This is a genomic window from Cryptosporangium sp. NPDC048952 (assembly GCF_043197895.1).
Lineage (GTDB): Bacteria > Actinomycetota > Actinomycetes > Mycobacteriales > Cryptosporangiaceae > Cryptosporangium.
Map to the genome: position 1 here is coordinate 1,324,994 of NZ_JBICTY010000003.1, position 22,202 is coordinate 1,347,195.

The following is a 22,202-nucleotide window of genomic DNA, read 5'->3' on the forward strand; positions in this document are numbered from 1 at the left end:
CACAATGTTAACCGGCTGGGCATCGCTTGAGGTGCTTTGCCCCCGTTGCGGCAGCGCCGACACCGTCCGGACGCGGGTGAAGGATCGCGGACGATGCCGAGCGCGTGCAGGCTGACACCACACCCATTGAGGATGACCAGTGGTCATGCATGCGGTGTAACGGCCAAACACGCGGTCATCACCGACCCCGACCACGCCCAGACCGCCGCGGCCATGCGCCAGAACCTCGCAGCCGATCGCCGGGCCGGCAGGCCACCCGCCGGCATCCCGACGGGCATCCAGTCGCGTTGCGCGCCCTGCCGGACTACGACGCGCTGTTTGGCGTCGACTTCGACCCCAACCCGATTCCCTCACCGAAAGCGAGCCGTGAATGACGACCACCGCCACCGCAGCGGGCACGGCACCGCCCACGAGCTCCCCGAGCAGGCCGGCCGACGGGATCCCCTCGCAGATCGCCTATCTGACCCGCGTGCTGAAGACCCCCACTATCGGACGCCACTGGGAAGAACTGGCCACCCAAGCCCGCGACGAGAACTGGTCGCACGAGGAATATCCAGCCGCTCTGCTCGAACGGCAGGTCGCTGACCGGGAGTCCAAAGGCAATTTCATGCGGGTGCGCACCGCGCACTTCCGGCGCTGAAGTCTCTCGAGGACTTCAATCTCGATCACCTGCCCTCGCTCCGCCGCGACGTGCTGGCGCATCTGGCGACGAGCATGTTCGTCGCCAAAGCCGAGAACGTGATCCTGCTCGGACCGCCCGGCATCGGCAAGACGCATCTTGCGATCGGCGTCGGGATCAAGGCGGCCAACTCCGGCTACTCGGTGTTCGACACCGCGAGCAACTGGATCACCCGCCTGGCCGACGCCCACCACGCCAACCGGCTCGAGGCCGAGCTAAAGAAAATCCGCCCCCAACAAGCTGATCATCGTCGACGAGTCGGCTACATCCCGTTCGATCAGGACGCGGCGAACCTGTTCTTCCAGCTCGTGGCCTCCCGTCACGGAACAAGGCTCGATCATGGTGACCTCGAATTTGCCGTTCGGACGCTGGGGAGAGACCGTCTCCGACGACGTCGTGGCCGCCGCCATGATCGACCGTCTCGTCCACCACGTCGAGGTCCTCACCTCACCGGCGACTCCTACCGCACCCGCCAACGCCGCGAGCTCCTCGCCAAGGACAACCGGACGCAAAGCTAGACGATCTCCTGGCAGGCCTATCGTGTCCCGGCATGGACACCGAGGACTGGCTGGCTGATGTTCGGACCTCCTACGACACGGTCGCCGTCAACTACGCCGCCCAGGTCCGGGACGCCCTGGCCGACGATCCCTACATGCGGGCGGCGTTGGCATCGTTCGCAGAGATCATTCAGGTCGCCGGCGGCGGACCGGTCGCCGACGTCGGCTGCGGCCCCGGGCACGTCACCGCTCACCTGCACGCGCACGGCGTGGATTCGTTCGGCATCGACCTCTCACCGATGATGATCGACCTCGCACGACGAACCCATCCAGGGCTGCGGTTCGACGTCGGCTCGATGACCGACCTACGCCTCGAGGACGGCTCACTCGGAGGCCTACTCGCCTGGTGGTCGCTGGTCAATGTCCCCGACCACGCCATTCCCGGCATCTTCAACCACTTCAAACGGACGCTACGCCCTCACGCCCCGCTGCTGCTGGGCTTCCACGCAGGAAGCGGATCGCAATGCAAAACCCAAGGCTACGGCCACCCAATGAACGTCCAGGTCCACCGCCGTCAACCCGCGCAGGTCACCGCATGGCTGCACCATGCCGGCTTCACCGTTGAAGCCCACCTCGCCCTCGACCCCGACAGCGACCGACCCGCAGCAATCCTCTTCGCCCGCTAAGCCCTACCCAATGCACCATCCCCGCGGCACCCGAACACCGAAGTATTTACCGGCAACCCACACGCCCAGAGATGATCAGGCCCCGTGCCACAGGATGTAGTCGTAGATCAGTCGTGTCGTTCGATGGCGCGACATGATGTCCTCCGGCGATGGCGCTGAGGAAGGATGGTCTCGCCGTCTATACGCCGGCTACACGGTCTACCTCTTTCGGCGCAGCGCGGCCGCCCGAGCCGGACGCAACGGCGTCGGCAACGTGGTCGCGCAGGCTGCCCTGGGCGCCCGGTACGCCGCACGGCCGACCAGCACTGACGAGTTCAGGAACGTCGGCTTCCCTTGGCCGAAGGCCAATACGAGCTCAGCCGCAGCCGAGCTCGGTGCCGAGGAAGTCCCGTTCAACCTGTTGTTCACGGCGACCCGGACCGCCGAGGCCTGGCTGGCGGCCCTGGCGGCCGCCAGGGGCATGGTGACGTGTGTGGTGTGGCGGTGGCCGCGGCATTCCCGGCTGTGTGGCCGGCCGCGGTTGAAGCCCTTAACGGTATGGGATGACCGTGCTCGTCGGCCTGGTCGCGATCGCCGGCGGCGCGATCGCGCTGACAGCACTGCTAAGTAAGGCCAACCGGGTCACCGGTGCGGATCAAGCGAAGCTGCGGATCGACGCGATCCGCACCGCGTTGACGGTCACTGCCGGCGCCGGTGAGGATTCCGTCGAGCGAGATCGTTCCTTCCGGCGGAGGGAAAGAAGACACTCAACTGCCGCTGTTACGACTTCGGCGCTAGAACTGTTTGGTGAGCCGGATGTCTTCTTCGTGGTAGCCGCCGCGGGAGTAGAGGGCTCGCGCGGCGTCGTTGGCCGCGCCGGTCTCCAGGGTGAGGCGAGGGAGGCCCTGATCCCTGGCCCACTGCTCGGCTGCTCGCATGAGGAGGGTGCCGATTCCGCGTCGTTCGCAGTCGGCCTTCACCACGAGTTCCCCGACGTAGCCGTCCACCTCGCCGGTGAAATGCCGTCGGTGAGCGGTGGTCACCACGCCGAGGATCTCGTCCGCGGCGACCGCCACATGCACCGCGCGATCAGCGTCTCCACTGCGGTCGAGTGACTCCTCGATCCAGCCGGCCACCGCCGAGCTGACCGCTGCCGGATCCCGCCACGACGCAACACCGATCCGCAGCCGGGGAGCAAGCCAGAGAACCGCCTCCCGATCCTCAGGCAGGTACCGGCGCACGACAACCTGAACGTTGGACATGACGCAATAGTGGCAACCCAAGTGGCGGTAGATAAATGCCTACAAGACGGTTCGTCTGGCTACCGGCTAGTGTCGACGAGTTTTAGCCGCGCGGAAGTTCTCGCGCTCCTAGCGCCGCGGCGCTGGAGCTCGACTCGGTGGTCGGCGCTAGCAGCGAGGTGGCGCGGAGGCCAGCGACCATCGCCTCAAGGTCACAGGTCGGGGCCAGGGTGGATGCCCGCGGCAAACCGTGCGAGCTGCTCGTCGGTCAGGCCGGTGGCGCTGACCGCGACGCCGAGGTTCCCGTCGAGAATCACGACCGCGCCCGGACGGCCCGGCGGGTTGCCGGCCACCAGCCACACTCGGCGCCCGTCGATCCGGATCTCCCGCCGCACGGGCGAACCCGGTGTGAACCCCACCGACCTCCCGAGCACATGGATGTACCCGACGCCGACCCAGACCCGGGTCCCCACGTCCTCGGTGATCACCCCTGACCAGCCTGGATCGACGCTGAGCCGGTCGCTGGGACCGACGAACCCGATGGCGGCGCCGGTCGACGGGTCGGACGTGACGGTTCCGGGTTCCAGGCCGTCCGGGAGATCGGCGAACCGCACCAGGTCAGCCACCGGACGCGGCCGGTCGACCAGCCCTTCGGCGATCCGGCGGAGGTCGTCGACGCTCACGTCGACCTCGTCTCTGCTGCTGGTGTCGGCCCTGACCTGGATCCACCTGCCGGGCTTCCGTTCGACGATCAGCAGCCGGTACGCCGACCGGACAACGCCCACGCCCTCCTGATCGCCGGGCGGCGGCGGTACCGAGATGACCGTGGCGGATTTCCCGTTCACCGCGACGGAGGTTCTCGTGCCCTCAACCGTCTCATGCGTCGGCTCGGTGTTCCGCATGGTCACGGTCAGCGTGGCCGACGGGTCGTCGCGCTCGGTCTGCAACCCGTACGTTCCCGGGGCGATCAGTGCCGCGCGGGGCGGGTGGAAGCCGGGCGGCAGCCAGCCCAGGTCGATCGGCGACGCGAGAGCGTCCAGTCCGCGGGACGGCCCGGCGGGGACGGACCGATCGGTGGCGGACTCGGTTCTCCAGGCGTCGAGTCCGCGGGGCGACCCGGCGGGGACGAACCGGTCGTTGGCGGACTCGGTTCTCCAGGCCACGGTCATCCCGATCAGGACGACGACCACCGCAGCCAGCACCCCGGCCACCAGTCGCCGGCGGGTCGTGACGCGGCGGAACAGCTCCTTGCCTGAAGAGATCTGACCGTCCGTGTTGAGCCACGCCCTGGACTGCATGGAGGCCAGCATGGCAGGCGCACGCGAGGGTGTGGATCAACATCGGTCGCAACCTCCGGCCCTCCGATCTAGCGCCGCAGCCCCACCAGGCTCGCGGCGCCGAACTGACTGCGGACCCGTCCACTGAACGCTCGCAGGAAGCGCCCGAGACAGGGCGACCTGGCACTGCCGCAGGCGCCTAACGTGAGGGCGCCTTACTCGCCGATCTTTTTCGAGCGCAGGATGATCGTGGTGTCTGACGCTGACCGCGTGCCGGGTGCAGGGGACTGGGAGACCACGACCCAGTTGCGGTCCATCAAAAGCAGACGTCCGGCGCCGGTGGCGTCCTCCTCGGAGAGGTTTAGAAGCCGGCTGCTTGCATCGTGTCTTGGGCGAGCTGGTGATTGACCCCAACGACATCGGGAACGACGCCACGCGTCACGGATCCCGCGTTCACCGCGGACGTGTCGGCTGTAGCGGTTGGTTCGGACGCAACCGATGGGGCGACCGTCACAGTGACGACCTCGACCTCGGGCCGGCTCGCTGCCGAGTCGCTGCCGCAGGCGGCGAGTAACCCGGACGCGACCAGTGCCGTGGCGGACCCTGCGATCAGGCGGATCGTGCGACGTGCCGTCATCGTTGAACCCCACCAACTCGATGCAGATCTGGACTGGCGACTGATCCGCGGGATGCGTGTTCACATGAGGAATTCCCGCGCACCTCCCCGACGTCGAAGAAACGGCTCAGAGACGGTGCGACCAGGGAACAACCGGGCCGCACCATGAACCGACACCGGCGGGTGAGTCCCCGTTTGGGCGTGGACTGTTCGTCAGAAGTGACCGCTTCCTAGCTCATGTGGTCTGTCTCAGAATTGGTTCGCTGCGCCGTCCGTAGGCGTCGGTGTTTCGGGCGGCGGATCGCGTCGATGACGATCGTGGAGGAGCTTGCGATGGCATACGACGGTTCGTTCGCTTCGGTCGAGGAACCGCTGCCGGGAGGATTCCTCAATGTGGTGGTTCGCACCGGCCAGGTCGTGCGCCGGCCCCTGCCGACCGCGGCGGACTACACCCACCAAGTGCTTTCTCTGTTGGAGGAGCGAGACTGGCCGGGCGCGCCGCGCCTGCTGGGCATCGACGAGCGCGGCCGGGAGATGCTGACCTACCTCGAGGGATTCGTGCCCTGGGAGAGCGAGAATCAGCCGGCGGTCCGGTCGGACGCTGCATTGGTCGCGGTGGCACGGCTGGTTCGAGAACTTCATGATCTGACAGCGGGGAGCGCTCTGGCCGCCGGTGGAGAGGTCGTCTGCCATAACGACCTCTCGCCGAAGAACACCGTCTATCGGCAGGTAGACGCGCGGTGGCTGCCGGTGGCCTTCCTCGACTGGGACAACGCCGCCGCAGGCCAGCGGGTGTATGACCTTGCGCATACCTGCTGGCAATACATCGGTCTCGGTCCCGCGTTGCCCTCGGCTAAGCGAGCAGCCGCCAGCGTCCGGCTGATTGCCGATGCCTACGGCTTGGTCGATCGCTCCGCGCTCATATCGACGATTCTCTGGTGGCAGGACCGCTGCTGGCGCGGCATCGAAGCCCGCGCCGACACGGGCGACCCGGCCATGGTCCGGTTGCGGAACCTCGGTGTTGCCGCCGAGGTGCGATCTGCCTACGACTGGACCGCTGCCCATCGGACCGAGCTGGATGCCGCTCTCCGATAGACGCATCGAACCTGCCAGTGACCCGCTTACGGCGAGCCCGAGTGTCCAGCCGCAACTGGCCGCGCTAGCCGGATGTCATTGGCACGGGGTCCCGGCGTAGCACGGCAGTGCAGATGCCGGTAGCGCGGTGAGCTGTTCCACGACCTCGGCGTCGGTTTCGACGGCGTACATCGAGAGGCCGAACTGCGCGCGGGTCACCGACCACGGCTCGTCCGTCACGGCGACGCCGGCCGACAGGTGATCGGCGCGCTCAGTATCCGACGGTGGGCGCGCTCGTCGCGCGATGACCACGCGACTCGCTGCCAGCGGCGAAGCGGTGCCAGAAGGTCGGTGAGCTCGAGGCCCTCGACGGCCTCGTTCATCGCCTGGCGTACTCCCGGTCGAAGTCACCGGCTTCCTCTGGAAGCAATGCTGCCCGCATCGCCTTCGGATACTCCCGGCTCGTCAGGGGCGGGGGCTGGTGCGGGCATACGCCAGCGATAAACCACTGCCGGCGGCCACCGGATCCATCGCTCGGTGGGACGTTGCCGACGACCGGTGCAGTCCGTCGTTGCCAATTCCGGGGAGCGATCCGCGGCACATCACCTGGCTCACGTGTGACAGCCAAGGACGCGCCGCCCTGCTGGTTATGCGATTGTCTGTCCGGTTATGTGCAGATGCAGTGGCGGGTCAGCGCGTTCGCCAGCGTGGCAGCGCAGTAGCGATCGGAAATCGGGTCGTGTCCCTCGGATGCGTGCGCGCAGACGTCGCAGGTGTGAGGAGCAGAGTCTTTCCCGCCGGAACGGACCATTCGGTCATGGGTAGCAGTAATCGAGCTCGTCATTATCACTCCGTTGTTCGGTGAAGCATTGCTTCCGCGCGATTCGTCGTGCCGTTGAAATCCGGCTACGGCGTTGTTGTCCGGGTGACGTGAATGCCCGAGCGGCGGGGGAGTTCGAATCGGAGGCTAGGGGAAACGATGTAGCGTCAGCCACACCGGTTATGCCCTCCTGTCCCGAACCAAATTCTACACCCGGGCGAGCCGAGCCGCGTCTCGCGGGGGCCGGGCGACAATTTCCGGCTCCTGACAAGTGCGCTGTGACCGCCGGGCCGATTCCTTTGGCCTTCGCCGGTGACCCCGTCCACTTTGCCAGCCGAACTGATATTCGTGCTGCTAGCCGCCGTTGTGTTGGCCGCTCGACGGGAGCCGGTGACCTGCGTGCGGCACGCGATTAGTCGCTGAGATCATCGGACGCCGGTCACAACGGTTTGGGCAGAATGGGCCAGGCGGCGTCAATGGCCGCGAACCCGCCTCGAAGCGCCGTCAGAGGTCCGCACCACCCCGCGACACGCAACCAGCGCTGTCAAATCCCGTCGGCACTATTCGCGTCGGCGTTCGCTCAGCGCTGCCCGAATTCACCGCCGAACGATGCCAGTTCTCGTCAACAATGCCACTGGCTCTTCTCCGTTGACGAGGTGCGCTCGGTGGTGCCGCCGTCGTTGAGCGCCGAGACCGTTGTTCGCCGGCGTCCGGCCCCAGTGAGCGCTGAGCCGACGGATTTGCCGAACGTGCGCCGATGCGGATGGCGTCCCGACGGCTCACCATGCCGGATGGTGAGCCGCCGGTCGGGTCGGGCCTGCCGTGGATGCAGGGCGGGCCATCGGTGAGGTGCTCGAGCGCGGTTGCCGCGACGTGTCAGCGGGCTGCCTGGAGCGCGGCGAGGAAACTGACGTACAGGCTGCCACCCGGATCGGGGTGGCCGATGCCTCGCTCGCCCACCCAGGCGGCGCGTCCGCGCCGACCGGCCCGGTCTTTCGTGGCGTCGACGCCGTCCTGGGCGGCGCGCAGCATGGCGTCCAGTGCGGTGCCTGGCGGCGCCTTTTCCAGGGCGTCCAGGCTGGGTCCGAGTGCGTCGAGGACCGTCTTGTCGCCCAGTTCGGCCTTCCCGCTCCGTTTGATCCGCTCGAAGACGGCCCGTCCGATGCGCAGCGCCAGAGCGGCGTCGATCTCGGTGTAGCCCTTGGCCTCCTTCGCGGCGCTCAGCAGGCCTCCGCCGACGAGCGCTGCCATTGTTGACGGATTGCCGGCGGCGAAAGCTTTCCCTGCCGTCCGGAGGAGATCGCCGAAGTCGGACGGGGGTGTTTCGTCGAGCGCAGCCCGTATCGCGGTGCAGCCGCGCTCGGCGGTGATGCCCAGGTCGCCGTCGCCGACGGCTGCATCCAGAGCGCGGAAGGCCTCGCGCTGGTCGGCGACGCGCGTGAGCGCGCGGTCGAGGATCGCGACGGCGTCGGGTGTGGAGGTGCTCATTGGTGGAAGAAGGGGGAGGCGGCCGGCGCGTCGAGCAGCGGTGTGAGCTCCTCGTCGAGTCGGAGCACGGTGACGGAAGCGCCGGCCATCTCGAGGCTGGTCGCATACTCCCCGATGTACGTCCGGTGAACCCGCACTCCGTGGGCGTCCAGCAGGCTGCGAACGCGGCGATAGAGCACGTAGAGTTCTTCCAGCGGTGTGGCGCCCAGCCCGTTGACCATCACGGCGACCGCGTCCTCGGAGCCGACTCCGAGTTCGTCGAGCACAACGGTGGTGAGCCGGTCGGCGACCTCGTCCGCGGTCTCCAACCGGCCACGGTGGACGCCGGGTTCGCCGTGGATCCCGATGCCGATCTCCATCTCACCGTCGTCGAGGGTGAAAGTCGGCGCGCCGGCTTCGGGGAGGATGGTGGGGGAGAGTCCGACGCCGGCCGAGCGGCTGGCGTCCACCGCGCGCTGAGCCAGCCGGGCGACCTCGTCGAGCGAGTCACCGCGTTCGGCGGCCGCCCCGGCGATCTTGAAGGCGAAGACCATTCCGGCCACCCCGCGCCGGTCAGCGGCCCGGTCCGCCGGTGCGGACAAGACGTCGTCGGTGATCAGGACGGTACGGGTGGGGATGTCGTCGGCGTCGGCCAAGTCGGCGGCGAGTTCGAAGTTGAGCACGTCGCCGCCGTAGTTGCCGAAGAGGTACAGGACTCCGGCGCCACCGTCGACCGCTCGCGTGGCCGCATACATCTGCTCGGCCGACGGGGAGGAGAACACGTTGCCTACGGCGACCCCGCTGCACAGACCGGAGCCGACGTAGCCGAGGAAGGCCGGGAGATGGCCCGAACCGCCGCCGGTCACGATGCCGACCCGGCCCGGGCCTGGTGCGTCCGCGCGGACCAGGACCCGGTGGTCGTCGGTGGCGGCCTTGAGCTGGTCCGGGTGCGCCAGTAGCAACCCGTCGAGCACCTCGTCGACGAAGTCGGCGGGCTTGTTGATCAGCTTCTTCATGCGCGTGTCTCCTCGGTCGTGGCTCGGGCCCACAGGTCGTTGAGTGACCGGACGGCCGGTCCGAGCGCGAGTGAGCGGGCGCCGGCGACCACACGGTGCTGGGCACGCAGGCGTGGTGCCGGTGGCAGGGAGTCGATGTCGGCGACGTGGGCGAGACCGACGGTCCGGCGGACGAGTTCGGTGGCGGCGTAGCGGGCGCTGTCTTCCAGGAGCTGGTCGAGGAAGATCTCGTTCCAGGACTGGTGGCGGGGCCAGAGCAGCCGAACCTCTTCGCTCAGCGCGCCCCAGAATTCCGCCGCGTAGTCCCCGATCCGGGCGACGAATTGGTCGTTCCGCTGCTCGTCGTGGGCGATCGCGGCGAACGCGAGGTTCGCCAGGACGTTGCCGGTGTCGTAGGCCATCGGTCCGAAGAACGCGAACTCGAGGTCGAAGGCACGAGCGTCGCCCGGGGCTACCAGGAGCGACCCGGTGTGCAGGTCCCCATGGATCAGCGCCTCCCGCCGCGTGCGGAACTCCCACAGCAGCTGCGCTGCGGCCCGGCGCATCGGCAGGTCCTCGCGCAGCGCTGCGGCGAGCCCGGCCGCAGCTTCGTCGTACTTGTTGGACGGGGCATCGACGTACGGAGCGGTGAAGACGAGCTCCTCGGTGATCGCGCAGAGCTCCGGATTGACGAAACTGGCCAGCATGGCCTCGCGCTGGCGGGGATCGGCCACCAGCTCGCTCGTGCCCAGCAGCGTGCGGGCACTGTAGCGGCCGACCAGGTCGGCGACGCCGGGCACGTGCTGCCCGGCGATGAGCGCACCGCGCCAGACGGTGTGACCACGCAGGTCTTCCAGCACCATCGCCGCGCCGTCGGGGTCCACGGCGAGCAATTGGGGCACCTGCCCGGGTGCCAGCTCGCCGTGAGCGCGGAGTGCGGCGGCCTCGATCCGGATCCGGTCCTGGGTGAGCGGCCAATCCCCGCCGGCGGCGCGCAGGTAGGGCGGGGCTTGCTTGACGATCACCGACGCCCCGCCGGAGCGCACCCGGTAGACGAAGTTGAGGTTGCCGTCGCCGATTTCGTCCACCTGCATCTCGCCGTTCGGCAGGAAGGGGGCTGCGAGACGTCGGACCAGCGGATCGGCGGTGGCGACGCTCATGAGCTCGCCGCCTTGAGGCGGCGCTGGTTGAGCGCATCGAGGAGCACTGCGACGAAAATGACGACGCCCTGGATGAACTGCGTCCAGAACGGGTTGACGTTCAGCAATGTCAGACCGTTGTTGATGACGCCGATGAGCAGCGCACCGATGAAGGTACCGATCAGGCTGCCCCGTCCGCCGAACAGTGACGTGCCACCGATCACGACCGCGGCGATGACCTGTAGTTCGAGCCCGTTCGCGGCCGAGGAGAGCGCGGAGTTCAATCGTCCGGCCAGCACGATGCCGGCCAGCCCGGCGCAGAGACCGGCGAGCGCGTAGACGGTGAAGACCACCCGGCCGACCGGGATACCGGCGAGCCGCGCCGCCTCGCGGTTGCCGCCGACGGCGAATACGCGCTGGCCGAAGTTGGTGCGGTTGAGCAGGAACCACCCGACGGCGAACACGATGACGGTGATGATCACCGGGGCTTGGATTCCCGCGATCTTGCCGTTGCCCGGGAAGGTGAAGTCGGCGGGGAAGCCGAAGATCGTCTGGCCCTGGGACACCTGCTGGGTCAGTCCGCGGCCCATGGCCAGCATGGCCAGCGTCGCGATGAACGGTGTCAGCCTCAGCCAGGTGACCGACATCCCGTTGAAAGCGCCCACGAGCACGCCGACCGCGAGAGCGATGACGATGCCCAGGGCGCCGCTGGCGCCGTGTTCCTTCATGAACCAGGCGGCGACCATGCCCGACAGCGCGACGGTGGAGCCGACCGACAGGTCGATGCCGCTGGTGATGATGACGAACGTACCGCCGACCGCCGCGATGCCGACCACCGAGATCTGCACCAGCACGTTGAGCAGGTTCGACGTGGTGAGGAAGCTGTCGGTGCTCACGGCGAGCACGAGGCAGAGCACGATCAGGGCCGTCACCAGCGGGGCGATGCCACCGAGCAGCGTGTCGGTCCAGCCAGGTGGCCCGATGCGGCGCCGGCGGCCGGGCTCGGCGGAACCCGCCGGTGGAGCGTCGGCCTGGGTGGGGGAGGTATCAGTGGACTCGCTCATGGGTTCTCCCGCGTGAAGATCAGCCGGACGTCGCCCAGCGCATGACGGTTTCCTGGTCGGCCTGCTCGCGCCCGAGTTCGGCGGCGATGCGGCCCTGACGCATGACGAGGATCCGGTCGGACATCCCGAGCAACTCGGGGAGCTCGGAGCTGACCAGGACGACGGCGGCACCTTGTTCGGCCAGGTCCAGCACGTGGCCGTAGATCTCCGCCTTCGCCCCGACGTCGATGCCGCGGGTGGGTTCGTCGAGCAGGATGACTTTCGGGCGGGTGCCGGTGACGCGGCCGAGAATGATCTTCTGCTGGTTGCCGCCGGAGAGAGTGCCGGTTTCCTGCTTGATGCTCGAGGCCTTGATGCTGAACCGCTTGACCAGGTCCTCGGCCGCGGCCCGGCGTGCCCGCCGGTTGATGACACCGAACCGGCTGGTGGACGTCAGCGCGGAGAGTACGAGGTTGTTCTCGACCGGAGCCTCCAGGAGCAGCCCCTCGGTCTTCCGGTCCTCCGGCGCGTAGACGATCCCGGCGCGGAGACCGGTCCGGGTGCTCCGGACCGGCACCGCCTTTCCGTCGATCGCGATCCGGCCCGAGGTCGCAGGTGTCGCGCCCGCGATCGTCTTGAGCAGCTCGGTTCTTCCGGCGCCCGCGATGCCGGCGATGCCGAGTATCTCGCCGGCGCGGACCTGTAGCGAGACTCCGCGGACCCGGGGCGGCCGGTGGAGACCGGAAACTTCGAGGACGACCGGGCCGGGCTCGCGCGGCCGCCACGGATAGAGTTCCCGGAGCTCGCGAGCGACCATCGCGTGGACCAGCGCCGACTCGTCCCAGTCGTGGATCGGCTGGGTTCGCACCGCTTGGCCGTCGCGGAGGACCATCGCGCTGTCGCACAGCGCGAAGATCTCCTCCAGGTGGTGCGAGATGTAGATGACCCCGATGCCGTCGGATCGCAGGTCACGCACGACGTCGAACAGTGTCTCGATGTTGTCGCGCTGGAGTGCGGCGGTCGGTTCGTCCATCACCAGGATGCGGGCGTTCCTCGCCAGCGCCTTGGCGATCTCGACCAGTTGCCGGACGTTGAGGCCCAGGGTGACTACCCGGCGATCGGGATCCAGGTCGGCGAGGCCGACCCGGGCCAGCGCCGCCCGGGCGCGCTGCCGCGCGGTGCGCCGATCGATGAACGGACCACGTCGGGGCAGGTTGCCCAGGAACATGTTCTCGACGACGGTCATCTCCGGAACCAGACTCAGTTCCTGATAGATGACGGCAATCCCCGCGTCGAGCGCGGCGGACGGCCCGGAGGGTAACGGCGCGCCGTCGATCAGGATCTCGCCGGCGTCGGCGGTATAAGCGCCGGCGAGGATCTTCATCAGCGTGGACTTGCCGGCCCCGTTCTCGCCGACCACCCCGAGCACGTGCGAGGCCGGCAGCGTCAGGCTGACACCGCGAAGCACGTGGACGCCGGGGAAGCGCTTGTCGATGTCGCGGATCTCCAGTAATGGTGCGGCCATTACTGGACCTCGGCCGACCAGATGCCGTAGCTCTTCACTTCGGCGGAGTCGATGTTCTGCTTGGTGATCATGATCGACGGCCAATAGGAGTGCGCCGGCACGGACTTGCCGTCGACGATGAGCGTCTTGATGTAACCCATCGATTGTTCGGCCATCTTGATCGGGTTCTGGCTGATCGTGGCGTCCTGCTTGCCGGCACGGATGTCATCCAGCGCCTGTGCGGTGCCGTCCAGGCCGATGATGAGGATGCGCTTCTTGGAACCGGGCGGCTGGTAGCGGCCGGCGGAGTCGATGGCGCGCACCGCGCCGACGGTGTTGTCGTCGTTGGCGCCGAAAACCGCGTCGATGCTCGGCTGGGCCTGCAGGATGTTCGTCATCGCGTTGAGAGACTTCTCCTGATCGAATCCGCCCTCCTGTTTGGCGACGATCTTCAGCCCGGGGTTAGCCTTGACCCCGGCCTGGAATCCGATCTCGCGTTCCGCGGCCGCGGTCGTCCCGGTCAGACCGGTCAAGTCGACGACGTTCCCGGCGGCCTTGCCGTAGCGCGCCTTGAGTTGGTCCGCGATCCAGGTCGCCGCTTGGGTGCCGGCCTTGCGGTTGTCGGTCTCGACGAACGAGGTGATCTTGCCGCCGCTGGCACCGCGGTCGAGCGTGAACACCGGAACGTTCTTCTGGTTGGCCGCCTCGACCACGGGCGTGATCCCGTTGGAGTCGATCGGCGTCAGCACCAGCACGTCGACACCCTGGTTGAGCAGGTTCATCGCGTCGTTGAACTGCTGCGAGGCGTCGCCGTTGGCGTTGGTCTCCTTGAGCTTGAATCCCTGGGCTTTGGCGCCGTCTTTGACGCCCTTCTCCAGGCCGACGAAAAACGCGTTGGTGAGGGTGGGCCCGGCGTATCCGATGACCACATCGGATGCCTTCTTCGTGGTGACCTTGTCCGAGCCGCTCGACGAGGTGTCCTGGGAACACGCGGTGAGTGCGGTCGTGACGGCTAGTGCTAAGGCGGTCAGGGCTACGGTTCGTCTGGCGATCACGAAGTCCTCCTTGACTCAGTGGAGACGACTGTTGTCTGACAACTGACGTCTGTCAATAGTCGGGTTATGCTCTGCTGCGCACACGTCGGAACGGGGGAATTCGATGACGGCTATCGGTGCCGCGGTGTCGTTACCGCAGCAGTTGGCAGACGCGCTGCGAGCACGAATCAGGGCCAAGGAGTGGGCGCCGGGGGAGAAGCTGCCCACCGAGGCCGAGCTCGTAGCGGCTTACGAGCTGTCCCGCGCGACGGTCCGGCAGGCCATCAAGGATCTGGAGAGCCAGGGCCTGGTGGTGGTCCGGCACGGCCGCGGCACGTTCATGTCACCGCACGGTGGCATCCACGCCGGCATGCAGGAACTGACGTCGATCTCGTCGTCGATCGCCGAGATGGGCCTTACGCCGTCGATGAAGTACCGGCGGCGCACCATCCGGTCGGCCAACGACGACGAACTCGTCGAATTCGATCTGGAGCGGGGCGCCAAGGTGCTCGACATCCAGCGCAAGATCCTCGCCGACGGTGTGGTCGTCGCGTACTCCTACGACATCCTGCCGCGGTGGGCGTTCCCCGAGACGTTCAAGGCGAGCCAGCTCCGCGGATCGGTCTTCGGTTACCTGGCCGAGCACAACGGCCCGCGACCCACCCGCGCGGTGGCCGAGGTGCACGCGGTTCGCTCGGACATCATCGGTTGGGACGACGACGAGGGCGAGGACAAACTTTACGTCCTGCTCGACCAACTGCAGTACGACGACCACGGCCGCCCGTTCATGCACTCACGCAGCTTTTTTCTGGAAGGAAAGTTCAACTTCACCGTCATCCGTACACACTGAGCCGGGAGCCGTGATGCGCGCCATCGTCCAGGAATCACTCGCACCGATCGAACAGAACCCTCTTCACCTCCGTGAACGCGAGATTCCGACTCCCGGCCCCGGCCAGGTGCTGGTCCGTGTCGCAGCCTGCGGCGTGTGCCGCTCGAACCTCCACATGATCGAAGGCGACTGGGCCCCGGCCACGCCGGCATTCCTGCCGATCGTTCCCGGACACGAGGTCGTCGGCACGATCGAACGGCTCGGGGCCGACGTCACCGCGCTCTCGGTCGGCGATCGGGTGGGCGTCAACCCTCTGTTCTCGACGTGCGGGAACTGCGAATTTTGCTGGTCGGGGCGTGACCAGCTGTGCCAGTCCAAGCAAATCACGGGCGAGACCGTCGACGGTGGCTATGCCGAATACCTGGTGTCCGACCAGCGGTTCACGTTCCCCCTTCCCGACGAGGTGGAGTTCGCCGACGCCGCGCCGCTGTTCTGCCCCGGCATCACAGCGATTGGTGCGGTCAGCAAGGTGGCGCCGGCACCCGGCATGAAGATCGCGGTCTTCGGCGTCGGCGGCGTGGGCCATCTCGTGCTCCAGTTCGCCCGGCTCCACGGCGCCGACACCTATGCGGTGGCCAGGAGCCGGGACCATCTCGCGCTGGGCGAGGACCTGGGTGCTGCCGCGGTGGACGCGTCGGCCGGCGACGCGGCCGAGCAACTGCTCAAGGCCGGCGGGGTGGACGCGAGCGTCGTTCTCGTCTCCTCGGCCGTCGTCGTCGATCAGGCCCTCCGGGCCACCCGTCCGGGTGGCACGGTCGTCCTCGGCGCCAACGCTCCGGTCGGCGACTTCGCGTTCGCCGTGGAGAAGACGGTCGTCGGCTCGCTGCTGGGCACGCGCCAGCAGATGCGTGAAGTCCTCGCGCTGGCCGCCGCCGGAAAGATCAAGGCCGAGTGCGAGCCCTACCCACTCGAAGAGGCCACGACCGCGCTGACCCGCTTGAAGAACGGACAGATCCGAGCCCGCGCGGTGCTCATGCCGTGAATCGGCGTGATCGGGGTGCGTTGGTTTCCGCGGAGCCGGATGACGGACAGGCTCAATTGCTCACCTAGCCCGGTCAGCGGTCGATCGGTCGGGTGTGCCTCTATCGTCACGCCCAGGTCCGCCACAGATCGCGTCTGCGGAGGATGTGCTGGCGCGGCGACGGAGGACCGTCGAGGTGGTCAGCCTGGCGATTCGGTTGGTCCCGCTGCTGCTGGCGGTCGCGGCGGCAGTTGGCGGCCCCGGCGCACCGCCGGTGATGTATCCGCAGTACCAGTCGTTGACGGCGGCCGCGCCGACCCTGTTGATAGCTGCCTCGGTCGTCGGCGTCGTCGCCTTGAGACGACGCCGGGCGCGAGTATACAGTCTACTAAGTGCGACGCAGGTGGGGCTGGATGTCGCCGCTGTGCTGGCGGGAACGGAATGGTCTCCGTTCGGCACGCTGAATGATGGCTGGCCCATGCTGGCGATCCCGGTGCTGCTGGGCGCGGCCCGGTTCCAACTGATGGGCGCGCTCTCGGCGTGGTCCCTGGTCACGGTCGGCGTGGCTGTCGGTGAGTCCGTGCACCCGAGTCCCGTCGCCCCCAATCATGTGCAGCTCGCGGTCTTTGCCTGCGTCACGGCACTGCTTCTCGGCCTCGCCTTCGGCGGCCAGACCAGGGCGTACACCCGGCAGCTGCAGCAGACCGAGGAGGCCCAGGCCGCCCTGGCGTACGAGGCGTCGCATGACTCGCTCACCGGACTGGCGAACCGGGGCGCACTGTACGCACACGCGGCCGAGGTGCTGGGTAGCCCTGGCCTGGTCGCCGTGCTGGTGCTCGATCTCAACGACTTCAAGCTCGTCAACGACGTCCATGGGCATGCCGCCGGGGACGAGGTGCTCCGCCGGGTGGCCGAGGTATTGGAGACCGCGACGCCGTCCGGCATGCTGGCTGCCCGGGTCGGCGGCGACGAGTTCGTGGTCGTGCTGACCGGCCACGCCGCCGCCGATCCGGCCGCGGTTGTCGGTCGAATCGAGGAGGCCCTGCGCACTCCGGTGATCTTCGGCGGCGTGGAGCTGCACGTCCGGGCGAGCATCGGAACCGTGGTGCGGGCCGCCCACGCCGATACGACTCTGGACGCTCTGCTGGCGACGGCCGATGCGGCCATGTACCGGGACAAGGCGCACCGACGGCGCACCGACCGTCCCGGCGTGGGTGTCCCGGCCCGAGAGGGCGTTTGATCTGCGCGCTCCGTGGCCGGGCGCGGCCCTGACGTCAGGGCCGCGCCGGTCCTTACGGTGTCACGCGGCCGCGCGTGGCGCCGGTCCGAGTCCCCGCGCACCCAGCCAGTTGAACCAGATGTCGTGCTGCAGGTGCACGTTGTCCTTCTGGCAGTGCTCGGTGCCGCCGAGACGTCCCGATTTCTCGACGAACACCATCTTCTTGTCGTCCGTGCCGGCCTCTTCGTAGATGCGCAGGAACTGGGACAGCGGTGTCGGCTGTACGAGCAGTTCCTCGTCACCCTGGATCAGCAGGAGCGGGCACGACATGTGAGGCAATGCGCCCTCGAGGGAGAACCCGAACCGCGGGTCGTTGACGAGTTCGTCGACGTCCTTCGCGCCGACGGTCTCGTGTGCGTACTCGCGGAACTCGGGCGACATCCACTTGACGAGGTTGGCCCAGTCGAGCTGGTAGGCCGGTGAGGAGGCGATGGCCGCCGCCGTCCGCTTCTCGAAGGACGCCGCCCGGAGGACGTCGAACGACCCGAAGCTGGTGCCGACGAGGATGTACCGGGTGTCCTCCCAGTCGCTCCGGCTCTCGAGGTAGTCGATCGCCGGTCCGACGTAGTTCTCGGTGTCGGGGCGGCGCGGCACCTTCTTCTCGAGCAGTGTGAGACCGACGCCGGGTCCCTCGAAGACGAAGTAGTTGTATCCGGCTTCCACAAATGTGCTACCGGCCGTGAACCAGTTCTCGCTGGAGATCTCGTCACCACCGTTGAGCTGCACCACCGTCGCCACGGCGTTGGGCACCCGCCAGAGATAACCGGGCAGCTGCTTGCCCTCGTAGGGGATGAGCACCTTCTCCGGGACGACCGGGAGATACCTCGCCGCGGCGTCGAACACCTCGTCGATCTTGTGGAGGACCCGGAGCCGCTCAGGGTCCTTTGGCAGCATGAAGAACTGGGCGGCGCGGTAGTAGTTGGTCGCGCGCTGGTAGAAGTTCCGCGCGCTGATCCAGTTGCCCTGCGCCTCCGCGCGCCGGCCCCGCTCCTCGACCAGCCCGGCCGTCTGTAACCAGGCCCGGTCCCAGCTGCCGGCGTCGTCGAGCGAGATCCGGTCGCACGTCTCGAAGATCTCGGTGCAGTCCGAGCCGCCGAAGTCCGCGAGGCCGATGAGCCTCGAGACCTGGAACGACCAGACGTACCGCTCCGGCCACCTGCTGAACGCCACACTCATGGTGAATTTCCTTCCGATGTTCCTCGGTGATCTGCAGTGGATCGGGAGAACCCGGCGCCGGCGACGAACCGGCCGCCGCGGTCCGGGGTGGGATGGCCGTCTTCCGCGACGAGCGCGCCCCGCAGGAAGGTCTTGACCACGCGTCCGCGCACCGCGCGCCCGTCGAAGGGCGTCCAGGCGGCCTTGGAGAGAACGTCCGAATTGCGGATCGTGCGTGTCGCGGTCGGGTCGACCAGTGCGAGGTCGGCGTCGGCGCCCACCGCGATCCGCCCCTTCCGGGGCCACAGCCCGTAGATCTTCGCGGGTGTCTCGCTGTAGACCCGCACCACGTCCTCATAGGAGAGGTGGCCGCGCGCGGCGGCGTCCAACAGGATCGCGAAAGTGCTGTCCAAGCCGGGTAGGCCGAAGTGCGCCGACCAGATGTCGCCGTCGCCCTTCTGCGCGAGCGTCGAGGGAGCGTGATCGCTCGACATGTGCGTCAGCGTCCCGGCGCGCAGGAGCCGCCACATCTGGGCCTCGTCGTCGTCGATGCGGGCCCGGGCCGGTGGCGTGAACTTGCGCAGCGGACCGTGCTCGTGTACTTCCTGCTCGCGGAGCAGGAAGTACTGCGGGCACGCCTCCGCGGCCAGGCGGGCTCCGCGCTGCCGTTCGGACCGGAGATACTCCGCGACCTCCTGATTGCTGACGTGGGCCACGGTGGCTCGCGCGCCGGTCCTGCGCACGAGGAGCGCGGCCACGGCGGCCGCGACGAGCTCCGCGTCCCGGCTGCGCCACTCGGTGAGCAAACCGAAGTCGGTGCGCCCGTCGGCACGCAGGACGGCTTCGGCGGATTCGGTCAGGGACTCGTCCTCGCAGTGCAGCAGGCTGACCGCGTCCACCTGTGCGGACGTGGCCAGGTGGGCGCGGAGCGCGGCGGCGGAGTGTCCGGCGACTCCGTGCGTCGTGCAGGTGAAGACCTTGAAGAACGCGACGCCCGCGGACCACAGTTCGGGCACTGCGGCTTGCTCGCCGGGCCACGCGTGCGCCGCGAGTCCGAAATCGATGTGCGACCGTCCGTCGAGATGCTCGATCTTCGCGTCGAGATCGGCGACCGTCCGGACCGGATGGGAATGGGTGTGTTCGAGGATGGTCGTGACACCGGCCGCCGCGGCGGCTGCGGTCCCGGACGGGAAGTCCTCCCGTGCGTTGTCGCCCGGGTCCATCAGATGGACGTGGGTGTCGACTCCTCCAGGCAGGACGAGGAGGCCGTCGGCGTGCACAGTGGGTGCCGATGCGTCGACTGCGCCGATCGACACGACGCGGCCGTCCCGCACGCCGATGTCGGACCGTCGGCGCCCTTCGGGGGTGACGACGGTGCCACCGGACACGACAAGATCCAGCGAAGCCATGGCGTTCTCCTCGAATCGCCAGGCGGGCGCTGAACTTCGGCAGGCGCCTGATCAACGCGGCTCGGAACGGCCGCGGTCTCGCAGTCTGCATTTTATAAAATGCGTGATAGCTTGTGTCAAGTCTGCCGAAGGAGGCCCATGGACGTCGAACGGGTGGCGATCGCGTCGCTCGGCGGCACGATCACGATGACGTCTTCGTCGGCGGGCGCCGGGGTCGAGCCCACCCTGACCGCGGCGGATCTCGTCGGCTCCGTCCCGGGTCTCGCCGACGCGGCTACGGTGACCACGCGCACGATCGCGACGGTTCCCGGAGCGTCCCTGACCGTCGCCGACGTGCTCGGCGTTCTCTCCTGGGCCCGTCTGGCGGTGGACGACGGGGCGTCCGGCGCGGTGGTCGTCCAGGGCACCGACACGATCGAGGAGACGGCGTACCTCCTGGACCTGTACTGGGACCGGGCCGCTCCGCTCGTCGTCACCGGCGCGATGCGCGCGGCGCGGATGGCCGGGGCCGACGGTCCGGCGAACATCCTCGCCGCCACCCGGGCTGCCTGTTCACCGGCTTCGCGGGACCGTGGGGTGCTGGTGGTCCTCAACGACGAGATCCATGCCGCCGCGAGGGTGCGCAAGATGCGGTCGAGCGGGCCGAACGCGTTCTGCTCACCCTCGTTCGGGCCGCTCGGATATGTCGAGGAATCCGCCGCCGTGTACGGCGGGGGATTCCGCCGCGTTCCGTCGTTACCGTCGCCGGCGGTCGCCGTCCATCCGCGCGTCGCGCTGCTCGAGACCCATTTCGACGACGACGCGGCCCTGGTCGACCTGGTCACCGCGTCGGATCACCGGGGGATCGTCCTCGCCGGGTTCGGCGTCGGCCACGCGTCGGAGAAGGTCGCGCCGGCCGTCTCACGCGCGGTCGCAGCCGGCAAGGTCGTCGTGCTCGCCAGCCGCACCGGGGCCGGTACCACCTACCGCGCCACGTACGGCTTCAGCGGCTCCGAGTCCGACCTCCTTCGCCGCGGCGCGATCCCGGCCGGGTGGCTGGACGCGAGGAAGGCGCGCCTCCTCCTCGCCTGTCTCCTCGCGGGATCCGCCACGATGGAGGAGATGAAGTCCGAGTTCCGGCGTCGGGGAGAACCATGACACTGAGTCGACTGTCCGCCGGCCGGGGCTCCAAGCAGACGACGCACGCCTACGTGCTCAAGTCCCTGCGCGACGCCATTCTCGACGGAACTCTTCCGGGTGGCACCCGGCTGATCCAAGCCGAGATCGCCGCCCAGCTCGACGTGAGCATCACTCCGGTGCGGGAGGCGCTCCGAGACCTGGCCGGCGAGGGCGTCGTCGAGTTCGACCCCCATCGGGGCTCGCGGGTGCGGAGCCTCGATCTGGGCGAGGTCCGAGAGCTCTACGAACTGCGGATGACACTCGAGCCGCTCATGGTGCGCCGGATGATCGACGCGGTGTCGGAGCAGGCGCTCGCCGACGCCGAGCGACTGCTGCGCCGCATGACGACGACCAAGGACAACGTCGCCTGGTCCGAACTCAACCGCCAGTTCCACGCACTTCTCGCCGAACCGGACCGGACCAGCCGGCTCGCGGTGATCCTGTCCGGGCTCCGCGACGGCGCATCGCCGTACGTCAGCCTCTCCCTGGGTGCGAGCGCCGAACGCCGAGCCGAGTCGGACGTCGAGCACGCCCAGCTCGTCGAGCACTATCGAGCCCGCGACGTGGAGGCGGCCGTCCGGCTGACCGTCCAGCACATGAACACGACGCTCGCCACCATCGAGCAGGCGCATGCCGAAGGTCTGTTCTAGGCCGAGCGGGTGACGGCCGGTAGGAAAATGCTGTCGACGATCTCCACGATGTCCGCTTCGGGCACGGCGTGCGCGGTCATCAGCAGCTGGTGCCGGAACAGGTCCACCGGGAGCTGGACGATCCGCCGCGTCAGCCTCGCCGGGTCGACCTCACCGCGTTCGACGGCTCGGCCGACGATCGTCTCCATGGCCGTCTCCTGGCCGGTGGTCAGGGAGGTGCGGAGGTCCTCGATGCTGGTGCCGGTCGAACGGTAGAGGTCGCCCAGCTGGGCGACCAGGACGGTGGCGATGCCGACCCGGCGTTCGTTGACCTGCCGGAGCAGTGCGATCACGTCGTCGCGGAGGTTGCCGGTGTCGGGGACGGTGATCGGGTCCTGCCCGATGACGTGCCGGAACGCGGCTCGGGCGAGCTCGGGCTTACCGGGCCATCGACGGTAGACGACCGCTTTGCTGGTGCCGGCCCGGGTGGCGACGCCGTCGAAGCTGAAGTACTCGTACCCGTGTTCCGACATCTCGGCCCACGCCGCCTCGAGCAGGGCCTGCTCGAGGGCGGCCCCGCGCCGACGCCGTGCCGTGCTCTCCGTCACGACACGTGATCTTCGCACTCGTCTTGCCAAGGCGTCCCGATGGGTAGATAAGATACTAGAAGT

At 68.2% G+C, this 22,202-nt stretch carries 22 protein-coding genes and 2 pseudogenes; 9 read left to right on the forward strand and 15 right to left on the reverse strand.

Going from position 1 to position 22,202, the window contains the following annotated elements; translation table 11 throughout:
* Window positions 1-162: 162 nt before the first annotated feature.
* The 3 genes and pseudogenes from ACGFY5_RS22270 to ACGFY5_RS22280 all read left to right on the forward strand — a co-directional run.
* Window positions 163-374: pseudogene (locus ACGFY5_RS22270) on the forward strand (IS21 family transposase); the annotation flags it as partial.
* Window positions 371-1,197: pseudogene (gene istB, locus ACGFY5_RS22275) on the forward strand (IS21-like element helper ATPase IstB). The pseudogenes ACGFY5_RS22270 and istB, both read left to right, overlap by 4 nt.
* 32 nt (window positions 1,198-1,229) lie before the next feature.
* A complete protein-coding gene (locus tag ACGFY5_RS22280) occupies window positions 1,230-1,862 on the forward strand; it encodes a class I SAM-dependent DNA methyltransferase (protein ID WP_392722399.1) in 633 nt (210 codons plus the stop codon).
* 773 nt (window positions 1,863-2,635) lie between these two features.
* Here the strand turns inward: ACGFY5_RS22280 and ACGFY5_RS22285 are convergent.
* From ACGFY5_RS22285 to ACGFY5_RS22295, 3 genes are all read right to left on the reverse strand, one after another.
* The gene (locus tag ACGFY5_RS22285) at window positions 2,636-3,103 is read right to left on the reverse strand and encodes a GNAT family N-acetyltransferase (RefSeq protein ID WP_392722401.1); all 468 of its coding nucleotides are present in this window, start codon (window positions 3,101-3,103) and stop codon (window positions 2,636-2,638) included.
* Between the two features lie 191 nt (window positions 3,104-3,294).
* The gene (locus ACGFY5_RS22290) at window positions 3,295-4,380 is read right to left on the reverse strand and encodes a hypothetical protein (protein ID WP_392722403.1); all 1,086 of its coding nucleotides are present in this window, start codon (window positions 4,378-4,380) and stop codon (window positions 3,295-3,297) included.
* Window positions 4,381-4,720: 340 nt separating this feature from the next.
* The gene (locus tag ACGFY5_RS22295) at window positions 4,721-4,996 is read right to left on the reverse strand and encodes a hypothetical protein (RefSeq protein WP_392722405.1); all 276 of its coding nucleotides are present in this window, start codon (window positions 4,994-4,996) and stop codon (window positions 4,721-4,723) included.
* A gap of 288 nt (window positions 4,997-5,284) precedes the next feature.
* On the opposite strand from ACGFY5_RS22295, the gene ACGFY5_RS22300 reads away from it, so the two are divergent.
* On the forward strand, window positions 5,285-6,070 hold the full coding sequence (locus ACGFY5_RS22300) for a phosphotransferase family protein (RefSeq protein ID WP_392722407.1): 786 nt from the start codon (window positions 5,285-5,287) through the stop codon (window positions 6,068-6,070).
* Between the two features lie 75 nt (window positions 6,071-6,145).
* On the opposite strand, the gene ACGFY5_RS22305 is transcribed toward ACGFY5_RS22300, so the two are convergent.
* The 9 genes from ACGFY5_RS22305 to ACGFY5_RS22345 all read right to left on the reverse strand — a co-directional run bounded on the left by ACGFY5_RS22305 (window position 6,146) and on the right by ACGFY5_RS22345 (window position 14,072).
* Window positions 6,146-6,289 (reverse strand): hypothetical protein, encoded by a 144-nt coding sequence (locus ACGFY5_RS22305; RefSeq protein ID WP_392722410.1) that lies wholly within the window; start codon window positions 6,287-6,289, stop codon window positions 6,146-6,148.
* A complete protein-coding gene (locus ACGFY5_RS22310; RefSeq protein ID WP_392722411.1) occupies window positions 6,286-6,432 on the reverse strand; it encodes a DUF6247 family protein in 147 nt (48 codons plus the stop codon). Before ACGFY5_RS22310 ends, ACGFY5_RS22305 begins: the two co-directional genes overlap by 4 nt.
* A 284-nt stretch (window positions 6,433-6,716) precedes the next feature.
* Entirely contained in the window at window positions 6,717-6,893 is a 177-nt protein-coding gene (locus ACGFY5_RS22315; protein WP_392722412.1) for an RGCVC family protein, read from the reverse strand.
* 852 nt (window positions 6,894-7,745) lie between these two features.
* On the reverse strand, window positions 7,746-8,357 hold the full coding sequence (locus ACGFY5_RS22320; RefSeq protein WP_392722414.1) for a DAK2 domain-containing protein: 612 nt from the start codon (window positions 8,355-8,357) through the stop codon (window positions 7,746-7,748).
* On the reverse strand, window positions 8,354-9,352 hold the full coding sequence (locus ACGFY5_RS22325; RefSeq protein WP_392722415.1) for a dihydroxyacetone kinase subunit DhaK: 999 nt from the start codon (window positions 9,350-9,352) through the stop codon (window positions 8,354-8,356). Before ACGFY5_RS22325 ends, ACGFY5_RS22320 begins: the two co-directional genes overlap by 4 nt.
* Entirely contained in the window at window positions 9,349-10,491 is a 1,143-nt protein-coding gene (gene mtnK, locus ACGFY5_RS22330; RefSeq protein WP_392722417.1) for an S-methyl-5-thioribose kinase, read from the reverse strand. The genes ACGFY5_RS22325 and mtnK overlap by 4 nt, the downstream gene beginning before the upstream one ends.
* A complete protein-coding gene (locus tag ACGFY5_RS22335) occupies window positions 10,488-11,534 on the reverse strand; it encodes an ABC transporter permease (RefSeq protein ID WP_392722418.1) in 1,047 nt (348 codons plus the stop codon). The genes mtnK and ACGFY5_RS22335 overlap by 4 nt, the downstream gene beginning before the upstream one ends.
* A gap of 19 nt (window positions 11,535-11,553) precedes the next feature.
* Window positions 11,554-13,038, reverse strand: coding sequence for a sugar ABC transporter ATP-binding protein (locus ACGFY5_RS22340; protein WP_392722420.1), 1,485 nt, complete (start codon window positions 13,036-13,038; stop codon window positions 11,554-11,556).
* Window positions 13,038-14,072, reverse strand: a complete 1,035-nt coding sequence (locus tag ACGFY5_RS22345) for a sugar ABC transporter substrate-binding protein (RefSeq protein ID WP_392722421.1) — start codon at window positions 14,070-14,072, stop codon at window positions 13,038-13,040. Before ACGFY5_RS22345 ends, ACGFY5_RS22340 begins: the two co-directional genes overlap by 1 nt.
* Window positions 14,073-14,175: 103 nt before the next feature.
* Here ACGFY5_RS22345 and ACGFY5_RS22350 point away from each other — a divergent pair, with 103 nt between their 5' ends.
* The 3 genes from ACGFY5_RS22350 (at window position 14,176) to ACGFY5_RS22360 (ending at window position 17,141) form a co-directional block, all read left to right on the forward strand.
* Window positions 14,176-14,901, forward strand: coding sequence for a GntR family transcriptional regulator (locus ACGFY5_RS22350; RefSeq protein ID WP_392722422.1), 726 nt, complete (start codon window positions 14,176-14,178; stop codon window positions 14,899-14,901).
* Window positions 14,902-14,914: 13 nt separating this feature from the next.
* Window positions 14,915-15,922 carry an alcohol dehydrogenase catalytic domain-containing protein gene (locus ACGFY5_RS22355; protein ID WP_392722424.1) on the forward strand — a complete coding sequence of 336 codons (1,008 nt, stop codon included), beginning with the start codon at window positions 14,915-14,917 and terminating at the stop codon, window positions 15,920-15,922.
* 175 nt (window positions 15,923-16,097) lie between these two features.
* Window positions 16,098-17,141 (forward strand): GGDEF domain-containing protein, encoded by a 1,044-nt coding sequence (locus ACGFY5_RS22360; RefSeq protein ID WP_392722426.1) that lies wholly within the window; start codon window positions 16,098-16,100, stop codon window positions 17,139-17,141.
* A gap of 60 nt (window positions 17,142-17,201) precedes the next feature.
* On the opposite strand, the gene ACGFY5_RS22365 is transcribed toward ACGFY5_RS22360, so the two are convergent.
* Both ACGFY5_RS22365 and ACGFY5_RS22370 read right to left on the reverse strand, forming a co-directional pair.
* Window positions 17,202-18,356: an alpha/beta hydrolase family protein gene (locus ACGFY5_RS22365; RefSeq protein ID WP_392722427.1), complete on the reverse strand. Its 1,155-nt coding sequence runs from the start codon at window positions 18,354-18,356 to the stop codon at window positions 17,202-17,204.
* A complete protein-coding gene (locus ACGFY5_RS22370) occupies window positions 18,353-19,744 on the reverse strand; it encodes a dihydroorotase family protein (protein WP_392722429.1) in 1,392 nt (463 codons plus the stop codon). Before ACGFY5_RS22370 ends, ACGFY5_RS22365 begins: the two co-directional genes overlap by 4 nt.
* Window positions 19,745-19,882: 138 nt before the next feature.
* On the opposite strand from ACGFY5_RS22370, the gene ACGFY5_RS22375 reads away from it, so the two are divergent.
* A complete protein-coding gene (locus ACGFY5_RS22375) occupies window positions 19,883-20,881 on the forward strand; it encodes an asparaginase (protein ID WP_392722430.1) in 999 nt (332 codons plus the stop codon).
* Window positions 20,878-21,552 (forward strand): GntR family transcriptional regulator, encoded by a 675-nt coding sequence (locus ACGFY5_RS22380; protein WP_392722431.1) that lies wholly within the window; start codon window positions 20,878-20,880, stop codon window positions 21,550-21,552. Before ACGFY5_RS22375 ends, ACGFY5_RS22380 begins: the two co-directional genes overlap by 4 nt.
* Here the strand turns inward: ACGFY5_RS22380 and ACGFY5_RS22385 are convergent.
* Window positions 21,549-22,139 (reverse strand): TetR/AcrR family transcriptional regulator, encoded by a 591-nt coding sequence (locus ACGFY5_RS22385; RefSeq protein WP_392722433.1) that lies wholly within the window; start codon window positions 22,137-22,139, stop codon window positions 21,549-21,551. The two genes, ACGFY5_RS22380 and ACGFY5_RS22385, sit on opposite strands and share 4 nt — an antisense overlap.
* Window positions 22,140-22,202 lie beyond the last annotated feature (63 nt).